The sequence below is a fragment of the Allocoleopsis sp. genome, from assembly GCF_036703385.1.
In the GTDB taxonomy this organism is placed as follows: domain Bacteria; phylum Cyanobacteriota; class Cyanobacteriia; order Cyanobacteriales; family Coleofasciculaceae; genus Allocoleopsis.
On sequence record NZ_DATNPA010000595.1, the window covers coordinates 1 to 14,092 of the forward strand.

A 14,092-nucleotide genomic window follows, 5' to 3' on the forward strand; every position below is an offset into this window, starting at 1 on the left:
TGTAGGTGGGCAATTGCAGAGCCTTGGCGCTGATAACCCGATGTTGCAGTTTGTTAAAAATCGACTATCAGAGCTTGAAGACTACTGCAAGATTTGGACAGATGAGGCTTTTGAGCCAAAGAGCCTTAGGCATGTTTCTCCAGAAAGCCAGGTCACACTTCAGAATCCCAAGTACCGCAAAGAAAGAACTTTTCTTTGCCCTGATGGTAACGAGCGAATATTTAGTTGGCACGCTAAGTTGTCTTTTGGTTGGCGGATTTATTTCTTCCCTAATGAGCAACGACAGATGATTATCGGTTATGTTGGCTGCCATCTTCGCACTGTGAAATATTCAAATTAGTTCGACCACGGTTTAACCACACTCGCGATCGCTAACTCACCCTCCAACTTGTCAGCATTGGCAAGAAGCAATAACCTCGTTACGATGCGCGATCGCTCCTGATCCAGCCTGATGAAGAGGAAGCGATCGCATATCGTGCCTGTAGCCAAGCTCCGCTGCCCATGTAACACGAAAGACGCGATTAATCGTAATCGCGTCTCTCGAAGGATAGCTTCTGAGTCTTTCAATAGACTGGACGGCTGAGCAGGGAGTTCACGCCTGTACTAAACGCAATTCCTGGGAATACCCAGCACCGCACAGGGAAAATCAGAGCTTAATTTCTCGACTAGAGGGTGCTCAACGGAATGACAACCTAAGAAAAGGAGAGTCGCGGCTTCAGCTTCAACAACGGCCCTCAACTCGCTTGTAATGTCACCAAACCGCAGATGAGCCTTGAAGGAACCCCGCCATTCTTCCGCCATACAGCGAGCTTGCCATAAAATCCGATCGGCTTGCTCAAACCAGTCCGCTTGAGAAGACGTGGCTTTGGCGCGGCGTGACTTTTTCGATGATACCTTTGAGCTGACTTTTTGTTCCTGAGGGCTTGGTTTCGTTAAAACGGATGTGATAGAATTTCGTGGCTCACATGAATTGAAAGACTTTAACGGCAGTCGATAGATTGATGAGCTACTGACATCAGCAACGTTGAAGACATTTGGACACGGACTACTTTGCTTTTCATCGACGACATAGACAACTTGAACAGTTACTTGCTGTTGAGTTGCTAAACGTGTTTGATGGGCAATCCACATTGTCAAATCCAGAGCCGTTTGACTTCTGGGGGAGGCATTATAGCCGACAACAAAGTTGAGTGCTGGGCTAGAACCATCCTCTTTGGAAGCATGATTTGCTGGTTCAGGCAGCAAAACCATTTGCTCCATTAAGTCATTTCGATTCATTGCGCCTTCAAGACGTACTAATATTGGCTTGATGTTCACAGCTTGAATCTCTCTTAAAGACAACAAGTAACAGATGAGAGGTGGGTCAGCAACGGATACCAATATGTGTCCAAATGTGTCCAAGAAATGAGTGATATCCCTAAGGAGGCTTGAACGACAAGTGCTATAAAAGCCAAAGTCTTAGTTTCCCTTCCAGATACTGACAAACTTAGCTGACAGGCTTGGCCTGGTAAGGTGTCTCTCTCACGCTAGAACTTACGCCGAAAATTGGTTTTTCCGCTCAAAAGCCAAGGTTAACAAGTTTTGACTGTCCCCCTGAATTAGATTAGGCTGCCCACTCCATAAGTTAAATTAACAATTTGTAATGTTCTCTTCGTCTTGGTTTAAATGCGATCCGGGAAATTCCGAGTGTAGTTACGCAATTCAAAAGATTTTTTGATTCGCGTAGTTCCTGGTGATCGCACGGATGCGGAAAAGGTACCTCTAATACTTCCCCAATTTTAACACTGGGGTTAGTGGTGATCATCTAGCTGTGTCTGATAGGTAGAAAGCTTCATCGAGAATTCATCGCTCATTCATCGAGAATTCATACGTCGTCAGAGGTAATTCTCATCTGACAGGTAACCCTTCTGTAAGAGAGTAGACCTAATCAGTTATTTTGTCCATAGCACCCCAATGTGTCGCAAGCACAGAATCACGTCTAAATTATGATTAACCATCACGCTACTCTAAGACTCACAGGCCGTTTAAGGTTTGTTGCCAAGTTCACAATCCTTAACTAACTCCTGTCATTTTTGGCGATCGCCGAGAGGGGAAAAAGCACCCTAGAACACCGATCAAGGAATCGCCCCAAGCCCCCTTTAGGGGTGAAAAAAGTAACTTAAGCTACCAAATATTCTCCCTTATCAATATGTAACAAAGAGGAGGGAACTCTCTCACAAACTCAACCCGGTGGGAACCCCCAGTACCGAACAGGGGAAATTAGAACCTAATTTATGGACAATAGGGTGATTGACAGAATTACAGCCTAAGAATAATAGCGTCGCTGCTTCTGATTCCACAACATTTCTTAATTCGGCAGCCACGTCACCAAACCGGAGATGAGCTTTAAAGGAACCACGCCATTCTTCAGCCAAACAGCGTGCTTGCCATAAAATATAGTCGGCTTGCTCAAACCGATCCGATCGGTTGCCTGTTGCCTTGGGGTTGCATCTTTTTACCGATTTCCTCTCTTGAGCTACAGCTAATGCCTGCTGTTTTGGTTTAGTTAAGACCGATGTAGCAGACTTTGTTGAAGCCAATGCTTCTGGAAATCCTGATGGACGTGAATGGATGGATGAGCGGCTTACATCAGCGAAGTTGAACACATCTGGAAACTTACTGTTTTGAACTTCATCTATAACATAGACAACTTGAACCGTAACTAGCTTTTGAGTCGCTAAACGTGTTTGATGGGCAATCCACATCGTCAAATCTAGAGCCGTTTGACTACTGGGTGAGGCGTTATAGCCAACGACTAAGTTAACTGATTTGGTAGAGTTAGCCCATTTGGAAGCGGTTGAAGCTGGCTCAGGCAACAGTACCATTTGTTCCATTAAGTCATTTCGATTCATTGCGCCTTCAAGACGCACTAACATTGGCTTTATATTCACAGCTTTAACCTCTCTAAAAAAACAAGTAACGAATGAGAGGTGGGTCAGGAACGCATATCACGATTAAAGGATGAAGTATAAACTAAGAAACTATGAAATTTTTTATCCTTCATCCTTTCGGGTGATATTCGTTAGGAAACTCCAAAGACAAATGCTATGAAAGCCACGTCTTGGTGTTCCTCCCATTGCCGACGGAGTTAGCTGACGGGCTAAGACTGGAAGGTGTCTCTCTCGCGCTGGAGATTAGCCCCAAAAATTGGTTCCTCCGCTCTCATCCAGACTGACTTTAATTTCCAGCCGGGATTAGATTAGGCTACCCACTCAATAAATAAACTAAGGCTGATGCGATCTACTCGTCTTGGCTGAAGTTTTGATCTAAGAAGTTCAGAGCGTGGTTACGTAGTTCATAGTACTCCTTAGATTCCCGTATTGCTTGGCGATCGCGCGGATGTGGAAAAGGTACCTCTAAAATTTCCCCAATTTTAGCATGGGGGCCATTCGTCATCATCACAATGCGATCGGACATATAAATGGCCTCATCCACATCATGAGTAATCATCATCACTGCCTGTCGATGACTTTCCCAAATGTCGAGTACCTGTTTCTGCAATTTGCGGCGCGTCAGGGCATCGAGTGCCCCAAACGGTTCATCCATCAGTAACATTTTGGGGCGAATCGCCAAGGCTCTAGCAATTCCCACCCGTTGTTTCATCCCACCAGAAAGTTCATCGGGGTATTTATTAGCGGCTTGGGTTAAATTCACCATTGCCAAATGTTCGCTGACTATCTGTTTTTTCTCAACTGGAGAAGCTTTTTTAAACACTTCATCCACAGCCAACCGAACATTTTCTTGGACTGTCAGCCACGGCAGCAGCGAATATTGCTGAAACACCATCATCCGCTCTGAACCCGGCTTACGAATCTCTTTACCCTCTAATCGCACCATTCCGGACGTGGGTTTTTCCAACCCAGCGACAATTTTGAGCAACGTGGATTTACCGCAGCCAGAGTGACCAATTACAGAGATATATTCATCTTCACCAATGGTGAGGTTAATCCCATCTAAAATAACCAGTTCACCGCCATCTGCACTGGGATAAGATTTGACAACATTGTCAATTTCGAGAAATTTTGTGCCGTTGAGAGTGGCAGAATTGCCTTTGGTGGGGAAAGAACTAGATTTAGTCATAGGAAGGGGTTGAAGGTTGAAGGTTGAATAGTTGAAGGTTGGATGGTTGAGGTTGAAGGTTGAAGGTTGAAGGTTGGTTGTAATTGGTTAACCTGCAACCTGGAACCTGTTAACCTGCTAACGCTTTTACCTAAGACAGATAAAAGTGTTTGGGGCTATTGGCATGGATTTCAAAGCTTTTGAGATAGCCAACTGGATCACTCGGGTCAAACGCTTTGTTGTCAATAAAGACTTCGGCGGGTTCAACTTTGTAATCGTCTTTGGGACATTGAATACCCATTTCAGTAGCAATCTCTCGATAGAGGTCTGTTTTCCAGCCTTCTCGTGCCTTTTTTTCTGCATCTTTGGGAAATTCAGGAATTTGTCCCCAACGGGCTGCCTGGGTCATTAACCAGATACTTTCCGATTGCCACAAAAATGTGGAGTGGTCTCCTGGAATTTTTGCAAGTTTAGGGGGTAAGTCAAAGAAAATGGTGGTGTATGGGTCTTCATCTATGCGCTTTTGGTTGTCAAAGCCGCCGTAGTTGTATTCCCCAACAATGGCTGGTCGCGTAAACTTATCAACTGGGGCACCCTTTTTCTTCGGTTTAGAACCTGTATAAGAGGGGCTTGTGATTAATTTGGCGACTTCAGGGCGGTTTTTGGGGTCACTGCAATACTGGCAAGCTTCAATCATCGCTTTGACCAGGCTGCGGTAGGTTTTGGGGTTTTCCTTGATGAAGGATTCCATGACCCCTAGGAGTCTATCTGGGTGTCCGTACCAGAGTTCTTTCCCTTGGGCAAACGTAAAGCCTACCCCCTCGTTACCTGTGATGGCTCGCGTATTCCAGGGTTCTGCCACCATGTAGGCTTGCATTGCCCCAATCCGCACGTTATTCACCATCTGGGGTGGTGGAATGATGATCACCCGAAACTCGTCTGAGGGATTGACACCTGCGGCGGCAGATAAGTAGCGAACAAAATATTCGTAGATGGCAGAACTTAAGACAACTGCCCAAATACGTTGTTCTGGGGGTTGGCTGTCAAAGAAGCCTCGGAAATCCTTGCCAAATTCTTCTAAGTTGCCGTTGTAGTCTCGCCACGGACGGACGCCATAGTTCCACATTTTTTTGTTCATGGTCATGGAGTTGCCGTGCCGATGAATCGTCATCGCTGCACAAAGGGGCGCATGGCGGGCACCTTCAGCACCGATTCTGGCGTTAGTAACTGCCCCAGAAACCACAGGTGCGGCATCGAGACGCCCAAAAATAACGCCATCGCGAGAGTTGGCCCAGCTTGCTTCGCGGCTGAGTTTAACATTGAGTCCGTATTTGCGGAAGAAGCCTTTTTCCCAGGCGATCGCAAACGGTGCACAATCATTAACGGGCACATACCCAACGGTAAGATTGGGTTTTTCTAGGGTTCTGGGGTCTACAACGGGTTCTAAGGCTAAGGCTGCTGCGGAGAGTTGATCGGGTGCAGTAACGCCCTTGATGGCACAAGAGGATAAGGCCAATCCTGCTGCCGATGCGCCTGCTTGTTGCAGAAATCTTCGTCGATTCAAAGAATTCATGGCGGTATTAGGGGATTGGGGATGGGGTGATAGTTTATTGATAATCCTGGGGAGTAAGTTGAAGGATTCTCCCGCTCTCCCTTGCTCAGTTGTTGTTGATTAGTAGTCGCAAGATGAATCAGCTACCCTCGTAGCTGAAGCTAATCCATTGTCAGTTGCTCTGAAAGCTTTAGCGAGAAGCTTGAACTGGGCGACGAGTCACCCAAGCTTGAAATTGGCCCAAGGCATAGTCAAGAACTAGGCCGGTTACGCCAATCACAACCACTGCCAAAAACACCGAACTCAAATTTAAGCGGTTCCATTGGTCCCACACGAAGAAGCCAATGCCGATACCACCGGTGAGCATTTCCACAGCAACAATAACCAGCCAAGCAATCCCTAAGCTGATGCGTAACCCGGTGAAGATGTAGGGTAAACTCGCAGGCCAAATAATTTTTGTAACTCGTCGCCAACGGGGCATTTCCAGCACTCGTGCTACATCCAAATAATCTTTGTTAATGCTGGATACGCCGAGAGCCGTGTTAATAATCGTGGGCCACAACGAGGTGATAAAGATGACAAATATTGCCGAGGGTTCTGCTAGGTTAAAGATTGCCAGTGCGATCGGCAACCAAGCCAAAGGGGATACGGGTTTAAAAATTTGCACCAAGGGATTGAAAATCAGCATGGCTTCTCTGGACATGCCAATGAGAAACCCCAAGGGAATCGCCACCGCAGCGCCAAGGAGAAATCCCAGTAACACGCGCCTTAAGCTTGCCAATAATAACCAACCGAGTCCTAAGTTACCAGGGCCTTTGCGAAAGAAAGGGTTTGCGTATTCTGCGCTATCAATCAGTGCTTGAAGCGGGGTGGGCATTAACTCGCTTAAGAAGGTGGCAGCAAACCACCACAGCAAGAGAACTCCTGCAAACCCAATCGCTGGGAATAAGACAGCATCTCGGACAATTAATGGTCGTGCTTTTTTCCAAGACGACTGAGCCGCAACTGTGAGGATCGCAGCCAAATTTAGCTGGAATACCATTTGCAATGCCTCCTGTCAATATCAGGTACAAACAACCTGAGCAGTACCAGCCAGGATACTGACGAGATCGAGACATTACAAAGAATGCTGACTCTTCAGTCTCCTCTCAGTGCCGACGAAGTTAGCTGACGGGCTAGGACTGAGAGATGTCCTTCTCTACTTCTGCTTACAAAACGAAACAGAGTTTAGAGATACGCCCCAAATATTGGTTCCTCCGCTCCAGCTTTACCGATTGTTTGGGTTACTACCCTGGTGAGCCGCTGGATTAGGCTGACTTACTCTAGTTAATGCAAAACTATACCATAGCTTTTCAATTTTGTTTCTCTTTCCCAAGAAATAGTTGACATTGCCTGGAGCTGTGCTGTTAATAAGGTAATAAGGCAGGCACCCACTCGGCAGACTTCGTTTTTGATTCAGGGGTTGGCAGTGGCTCTGTTGGGGGAATCAGTCAGAATTACTTTAAAAGAGACACGGCGATTCAATCCTCCATCCTGTTGCGTCAGCTCATTAGGCAAAAGTTCATTGGGGTTTACCACCTCGGCAGAAACATAAGTAGTGTTGATTCCTTGAGATACAAGAGTAGATATAACAGCCTGAGCACGCGCTTGGCTTAGTCTAAGATTTGCCTCTTTTGAGCCTGCCTTGTCTGTGTGCCCTAAAATTTTAATCTGAATATCTCTATCTAAAGAATAGGCGGAATCTAGGAGTTTTTGAATTTGACTGACGAGCGTCTGTAAGGTAGCATCCTGACCGGGTTCAAGTTCTGTAGAACCTTTACTAAAATAGAGGACTTGTTTCTCAATCTGTTCTTTTAAAGACTCAAATTCTTTTAAATCCGTCTCTGTAAGATTGTCCTGAAATTGAGTAATTCCAGGAATGAATCGTGCCCTTTTTCGGGTTTCAATAATCCATTCATGAGAAGCGTAACCCGTAGCATAGAGAATACGGTTTTCATCGACTCTCAACGCCACTGTTTTAGGCGCTTGTAGCAACTCCTCTGCTCTTTTTTCGATTATTTTTGCATCGAGTGAGAGGTAAGGCTCCCATCGACTGATGACTGCATTTGGGTTAACATTGGCTTGTTTGATCATCCTGATAGGATCGGCTGCCAATGGATCATGCAACCCTGAGATAAAATATTTACCAAGACGTTTCTGGGCATTTATCACCGTAATCCCAGGCTCGGCGTTCAGTTTTTTCAGATAAGCTTCCCAGCGGCGGTTGTCTCTAATAGAAAAAAAGCTCCAAATCCCTAGAGCGATCGCTAGTGCGCTTCCTAAAGCCCATACATAACGATATTGCTGTTCTTGTTTGACTTTATACTGAGATTGAAGGCAAGCTTCAAGATCAGATCGGCTGGCTTCAAATACTGACAAATCGCCATCAAAAGAATGAAGGGCACTGCTAAACTTCAGGTTGATTTTTTCAATCGTTTCTTTAAAGACTAGCTTTAATTCTTTTGGGGGGTGCCCCCGAATCAGGCCAGCTAATATCGCCCGAGGAGTCTGTTCAATCCAAAGGGTGAGTTCTCCAAATTGCCATGTTTCAAATGTATCACCTGCTTCTACGGGGAAAGAGTCTTGAACAAAATTCTGGATAGCCGTCAACATAGCTGAAACTAAATCCGCGTCTTGAACAACCGCCGCTTCTCCTACCAGATGTTGCAGCATTAATCCTGTGGTTCTGTGAATGAGGAAGACTTGCTCAACCCGGTACACAAGTGTGCGCAGAAGAACAACTTCAGCAAATGATTTTCCTGTTTGTAAGGCTTCTAGTCGCCACTTAAAGCTTTGTGGCGACAAACTATGTTCAATTGTTTGATTGAAGGATTGCATCATCGTCTGAAGGGCTGTGGAAATAGCCTTCCGTGTCGCTGGCCCGATTATAGGAAAAAGGGCATCGGCAAGAATATTCAAGTCTTTTTTAACAGAAAAGTGGATGGCTTCTTCAATGGTGGGGACTATTGCTTCGCTAAGCTGTTTATCTTGCATCGAGCGAATGATAACGGCTTCTGGAAGCAATCGGCTTATATCCTCTGCCTGAAGGTTTGGGTTATCCAATCGCTCATACAGTTTGTCAAGTTTGCTTTCGTCAAAACCGAGGATAACACCGCGGAGTTGAGCCAACTGATCAGGGTCTGGAGAATGATGATTGTTTGGGTTCTCATTGCCGACTTCATGGTTGGAATAGTCACTCATGTCTCATAATCCCCTGATTTACAATTGGATTTTATGGCTAAGTAACCTCATCTAGCTGTAGCTATTCTACTTTCTGAAAGGTTACATCAAAAAGTCCAGAATCATGGGTCACATTACAACCATTAGACCTTATTTCAGGCGATTTTTCTTCCTACCTTTTGTTGGGAGCAGACGGGTAAGCGACTGAGAGATACCGATCAGTCCACCGAGCACAGTGGCAGCAGGATTTCTCTTAGATTTGTGATGGGATGGCTGTAGAGCAGGCTTGTCAACTGCTACAGTCCTGCTAGTTTGGTCACGAGCGGCTGCGGCTTCGATGTCTCTGGTGCGGGGTATGCCTTGTTGCGCCCTAGCTTCCTCTGTTACGGGTACGGCATTCTTAGCTGGGACAATCCGAGAGCCGTATTTATTGGCGTAAACTTGGGTAAATTCAGCACCAAAGAACAAAATTTGGGCAGAATAATTCACCCACAACAGGAGTACCACAAGAGAGCCAGCTGCTCCGTAAGTTGACCCAACGCCGCTATTGCCCAGATATAAGCTAATTAGAGTCTTGCCAATTGTAAAAAGTAGGGCGGTGATGACCGCACCAATCCCCACATCTCCCCAAGTTATTTTGGCATCAGGCAGGAATTTAAACATCAAGGCAAATAGCAGCGTTATAACCCCGAAGGAGAGGAAAAAGTTAAGGATTGACCAAAGGAAGTGAAGACCGGGCATGATACCGCCCACATAGTTACCCAGTGTTGCTAAAACTGTGCTCAAAATGAGTGAAACGAGCAGTAGAAAGCCAATGCCGAGTACCATGCCAAAGGATAAAATGCGGTCTTTGACGATACCCTTAATCCCGCGTCCCGGCTTGGGAGCGACTTCCCAAATGGTGTTGAGGGAGTCTTGGAGCTGGGTAAAGATATTGGAAGCACCGAAAAAGAGGAGTGCTATGCTGATTACGGTGGCAATGATTCCCTGTCCTGACTGGCGAGAACTACTCACCAGCAGAGCCTGAATCGCTTCTGCGGCCTCTTTGCCGACTAAGGTTCCAAGTTGCGTGGCAATCTGACCTTGAGCCGCCTGTTCACCGAAGACGATCGCGGCGATCGCAATGGCAATCACGAGTAAAGGTGCGATCGAGAAGGCGGTGTAATAGGCTAAAGCTGCTGCCAGCCGTGAAGCTTTATCTTCTTGCCATTCCTGAAAGGTTTCTTTTAGTAGTTCTACAATAACTTTGGGCTTCATAACTCACCATTCCTAAGAAAGCGCGGCATGGCGCTACTTCTTCAAGTGTTGAGTTTGGGATTTTGAGTTACAAGATTCCAAAGTTAGAAATCAACAGCAGTGGCGATTTGCGCTGACTCTCGTACCGACGCTCACAAGCTCGCTATCGCTATCGCCACCTAAGACTCGTAGAAACGTTCAGCAAATTCTTAACACAATATATTGGGCATTGTCTATCTATCTGGTGGGATAGTACCATCTAAATCTGTATTTTTAAATGCAGATTTAGAAAAGGGTTTGAGTACTCATTTCCCAAAGGAGAAATGCATGGACGAACGTGCAAAGGCGATGCCTTCGGCGGAGCGCGAAGCGCTCATCGCAGCCCTTGCTGCTGAACGATGGCGTGTGTCTTTGTTGCTCACAGGAGCAATGATGATCATTTACTTCGGCTTTATTCTACTGATTGCCTTCGACAAACCCCTGATGGGGACATTGCTGCTGCCAGGACTCAGCTTGGGCATCTTGCTGGGTGCATTGGTGATTGTGTCAGCCTGGGTACTGATTTATGTGTACGTGCGCTGGGCGAATACCCAATACGACGAGAAAATCGCTCAACTCACGAGGAAGTAAACCATGAATACGAGTCTTGGACAGTTTAATCCATTAGCGATCGCGTTTTTCTTCCTTTTCGTTGCCATCTCGCTGGGGATTACGTATTGGGCAGCAAAGCGGACTACAACCACATCCCATTTCTATGCAGCTGGGGGTAATATTACCGGATTGCAAAACGGGCTCGCCCTTGCCGGTGACTTTATGAGTGCTGCCAGCTTCTTGGGGATTGCTGGATTGGTGGCACTCAACGGTTTTGATGGATTGATTTACTCCATCGGCTTCCTCGTCGGTTGGCCCATTGTTATGTTCCTGATTGCTGAGCCACTACGCAATCTGGGCAAATACACCTTTGCCGATGTGGTAGCTTATCGCTTGCGCCAAACACCAGTACGCATCGCTGCTGCCATTGGTACCTTGGCAGTCATCACCTTTTACTTGATTGCCCAGATGGTAGGCGCAGGCAACCTGATTAAGCTGCTGTTCGGGATAGATTACGATTTAGCCGTGCTGATTGTCGGCGGAGTGATGCTAGCTTACGTAATTTTCGGCGGCATGATTGCAACAACTTGGGTGCAGATTATCAAGGCGATTTTGTTGCTAGGCGGGACTGTCTTGCTGTCGATTATGGTACTTGCCAAATTTGGCATGAACCCACTGGCACTGTTTGATGCTGCCGCAGTTAAATATAAAGCCAGTGTCCTCGGCCCTGGCAAACTGGTATCCGACCCTTGGAATGCGATTTCCTTAGGGATGTCGCTGATGTTCGGCACGGCAGGATTACCTCATATATTGATGCGCTTCTACACGGTGCCAGACGCGAAAACAGCCCGCAACTCTGTAACCTACGCAACCGCGTTTATTGGTTTCTTTTACCTGCTCACCTTCATCCTCGGCTTTGGGGCAATGGTGCTGGTGGGTCAAGCGGATATCATAAAAATTGACAAAGGCGGCAATATGGCAGCCCCAATGTTAGCCGAAGTATTGGGTGGGAATGCTTTCTTGGGTTTTATTGCAGCGGTTTCTTTCGCTACGATTCTAGCCGTTGTGGCTGGGCTAACCCTGTCTGGAGCCGCCGCATTGTCACATGATTTGTGGGTTAATGTAGTGCGTGGCGGTCATGCCAACGACTCCGAGCAATTTAAAGTGGCTCGTGGTGCAACACTCTTGCTGGGTATTCTAGCCATCATTTTGGGCATCGTCTTCAAGGGGCAAAATGTAGCTTACATGGTTGGTTTAGCGTTTGCGATCGCAGCAAGTGCCAACTTCCCAGCCCTCATCCTTTCCATGCTCTGGCGGCGTTTCACAACCAACGGCGCAGTAGCGAGTATGCTGGTGGGGACAATCTTAGCACTCGTGCTAATTTATTTATCTCCAGCGATTCAGATCGATGTCCTTAAACATTCTGACGCAATCTTCCCCCTCAAGAATCCGGGATTAATCACAATTCCGCTCTCCTTTATTGTGGGGATTGTCGTTTCGTTGCTTGCGCCTGAAAGATTAGCACAACAGAAGTTTGCTGAAGTGGAGCATCAAATCCACATGGGGCCAGTTGCTGAAGACATCCTCCCTTCTTAATGGCTAAATCCTGTAGGGGTACGACAATGTTGTGCCCTTACGGTTTGTAATTCACATAATTTATATTTTTTTTAGTTGGCTATTCGACTTGATTTTTCCCAGTGGCTAATCATGCCTGTTTAACTTCAGAAAACAGTGCAGGCGGGATGAGTAACGAAGCTCCATTTCATCCAAATATCATCAAAGTAATTTCTGGATGTTTAGCTCGATTTAAGACAGCAATAATTGAGGGAACTCCTAAAATATTGACATCTCTATATCTACCCAATTGTCGAACCTCGGATATCATTAATCACCATGTACCAATCAGGAGGTAAACAGAAAAAATCGAGAAAATTTGTAATTTCAATGAAATCCTCTAGAGTGGGTAACTTGAGATAAAAGGTATCGATGAACATCTTGAGTCGATCTTGGAGCTGAGTCGCATTTTTGACTCACGGAACAGCACCCTAACTGATACAATAAGCTTGATTAAAATGAGTCTCATTGTAAGCTTCAGCTTGAGTACAATGAGTTCCGCATCACTGACAACGGTTTTGGCATGACAATTTCTTGTAGGGATTGGGCTGCCGAAAACATGGACTCGCCAAGATTGAACTAATGCCTGCGCCTACTATCTCCTCTACTGTCTCTACCTTCCCCCTAACGGCTGTTGTTGGACAAGAAGCCATTAAACTCGCGCTGCTATTAGCGGCGGTTGACCCTGGACTGGGAGGAGTTGCGATCGCGGGGCGACGGGGAACTGCTAAATCCGTGATGGCACGCGCCCTCCACGCCTTGCTCCCACCCATCGAAGTGGTGAAAGATTCGATTTGTAACTGCGATCCCCGTTACCCGAACGAGTGGGATGACTATCTGTTGGCTCAGTATCTATCGGGGAAAGATGAGGCAACTCCTGTTTCTACCATTGGCGAACTCCCCACTGAAATCATCCCCGCCCCCTTCGTGCAAATTCCCCTTGGGGTAACCGAAGATCGGCTTTTGGGTTCGGTGGATGTGGAGCAGTCGGTGAAGCAGGGGGAGACGGTGTTTCAGCCCGGTTTGCTGGCGCAGGCACATCGGGGCGTCTTGTATGTAGATGAGATTAACCTGCTTGATGACCAAATTGCCAATCAACTGCTGAGTGTCTTAGCGGAAGGGCGCAACATCATTGAGCGAGAGGGGATTAGTTTTCAGCATCCCTGCAAACCCCTGTTGATTGCCACTTATAACCCGGAAGAGGGGCCACTGCGGGAACATTTATTAGATAGAATTGCGATTACGCTTTCGGCGGATGGGGTTTTGTCATTAGATCAGCGTGTTGAGGCAGTGGCTCAAGCGATCGCATTTGCCAAATCTGCCCAAGCATTTCTTGAACAGTACAACGCAGACACGGACGACCTGAAAACCCAAATCATCCTAGCGCGAGAGTGGCTCAAAGAGGTAAACGTCAGTCATGACCAAATTGCCTATCTCGTTGATGAAGCAATTCGAGGTGGTGTACAAGGACATCGGGCAGAACTGTTTGCTCTGAGAGTAGCCAAAGCCTGTGCCGCTTTAGATGGGCGGCAGAATGCGATCGCTGACGATTTGCGCCGTGCCGTAGAATTGGTGATTGTGCCTCGCGCCACCCAAATTCAGACGCCACCTGAAGAACAGCAACCACCCCCTCCTCCCCCACCCCCTCAAGATGATTCTCAACAAGAACAGGAGGAAGAGGAGGAGAAAGAAGAAGAGGAAGACCAAGAACAGGAGCAAGAACCACCTAGCATCCCGGAAGAGTTTGTTTTTGACCCAGAAGGCGTGCTGCTCGACCCTAGT

12 protein-coding genes, 1 pseudogene and 2 riboswitches are annotated in these 14,092 nt (G+C 46.8%); of the genes and pseudogenes, 4 read left to right on the forward strand and 9 right to left on the reverse strand.

Going from position 1 to position 14,092, the window contains the following annotated elements:
* Positions 1-340 (forward strand): annotated as a pseudogene (locus tag V6C93_RS28540) (hypothetical protein); the annotation flags it as partial.
* On the opposite strand, the gene V6C93_RS28545 reads toward V6C93_RS28540, so the two are convergent.
* From V6C93_RS28545 to V6C93_RS28580, 8 genes are all read right to left on the reverse strand, one after another.
* Positions 337-567: a hypothetical protein gene (locus V6C93_RS28545; RefSeq protein WP_333480058.1), complete on the reverse strand. Its 231-nt coding sequence runs from the start codon at positions 565-567 to the stop codon at positions 337-339. The pseudogene V6C93_RS28540 and the gene V6C93_RS28545 overlap by 4 nt on opposite strands.
* A gap of 36 nt (positions 568-603) precedes the next feature.
* The gene (locus V6C93_RS28550) at positions 604-1,302 is read right to left on the reverse strand and encodes a universal stress protein (RefSeq protein WP_414644297.1); all 699 of its coding nucleotides are present in this window, start codon (positions 1,300-1,302) and stop codon (positions 604-606) included.
* Between the two features lie 911 nt (positions 1,303-2,213).
* Positions 2,214-2,930: a universal stress protein gene (locus tag V6C93_RS28555; protein ID WP_333480060.1), complete on the reverse strand. Its 717-nt coding sequence runs from the start codon at positions 2,928-2,930 to the stop codon at positions 2,214-2,216.
* A gap of 174 nt (positions 2,931-3,104) precedes the next feature.
* Positions 3,105-3,223, reverse strand: a riboswitch (cyclic di-AMP (ydaO/yuaA leader).
* A 56-nt stretch (positions 3,224-3,279) separates the two neighbouring features.
* Positions 3,280-4,119 carry an ABC transporter ATP-binding protein gene (locus tag V6C93_RS28560; protein WP_333480061.1) on the reverse strand — a complete coding sequence of 280 codons (840 nt, stop codon included), beginning with the start codon at positions 4,117-4,119 and terminating at the stop codon, positions 3,280-3,282.
* 130 nt (positions 4,120-4,249) lie between these two features.
* On the reverse strand, positions 4,250-5,671 hold the full coding sequence (locus V6C93_RS28565) for an ABC transporter substrate-binding protein (protein WP_333480062.1): 1,422 nt from the start codon (positions 5,669-5,671) through the stop codon (positions 4,250-4,252).
* Between the two features lie 169 nt (positions 5,672-5,840).
* Positions 5,841-6,692: a nitrate ABC transporter permease gene (gene ntrB / locus V6C93_RS28570; RefSeq protein ID WP_333480063.1), complete on the reverse strand. Its 852-nt coding sequence runs from the start codon at positions 6,690-6,692 to the stop codon at positions 5,841-5,843.
* A 95-nt stretch (positions 6,693-6,787) separates the two neighbouring features.
* Positions 6,788-6,945: riboswitch (cyclic di-AMP (ydaO/yuaA leader) on the reverse strand.
* A 160-nt stretch (positions 6,946-7,105) separates the two neighbouring features.
* The gene (locus V6C93_RS28575) at positions 7,106-8,890 is read right to left on the reverse strand and encodes an OmpA family protein (RefSeq protein WP_333480064.1); all 1,785 of its coding nucleotides are present in this window, start codon (positions 8,888-8,890) and stop codon (positions 7,106-7,108) included.
* Between the two features lie 129 nt (positions 8,891-9,019).
* Positions 9,020-10,126 (reverse strand): YihY/virulence factor BrkB family protein, encoded by a 1,107-nt coding sequence (locus V6C93_RS28580; RefSeq protein WP_333480065.1) that lies wholly within the window; start codon positions 10,124-10,126, stop codon positions 9,020-9,022.
* Between the two features lie 306 nt (positions 10,127-10,432).
* Here V6C93_RS28580 and V6C93_RS28585 point away from each other — a divergent pair, with 306 nt between their 5' ends.
* Positions 10,433-10,735, forward strand: coding sequence for a DUF485 domain-containing protein (locus V6C93_RS28585; protein WP_333480066.1), 303 nt, complete (start codon positions 10,433-10,435; stop codon positions 10,733-10,735).
* A gap of 3 nt (positions 10,736-10,738) precedes the next feature.
* A complete protein-coding gene (locus V6C93_RS28590) occupies positions 10,739-12,292 on the forward strand; it encodes a sodium:solute symporter family transporter (protein WP_333480067.1) in 1,554 nt (517 codons plus the stop codon).
* 260 nt (positions 12,293-12,552) lie between these two features.
* Here the strand turns inward: V6C93_RS28590 and V6C93_RS28595 are convergent, their stop codons facing one another.
* Positions 12,553-12,690 carry a DUF3095 family protein gene (locus tag V6C93_RS28595; protein ID WP_333480068.1) on the reverse strand — a complete coding sequence of 46 codons (138 nt, stop codon included), beginning with the start codon at positions 12,688-12,690 and terminating at the stop codon, positions 12,553-12,555.
* 202 nt (positions 12,691-12,892) lie between these two features.
* Between V6C93_RS28595 and V6C93_RS28600 the strand changes: the two genes are divergently transcribed.
* Positions 12,893-14,092, forward strand: a 1,200-nt coding sequence (locus V6C93_RS28600; RefSeq protein ID WP_333480069.1) for an ATP-binding protein, incomplete at its 3' end; no start/stop codon positions are given.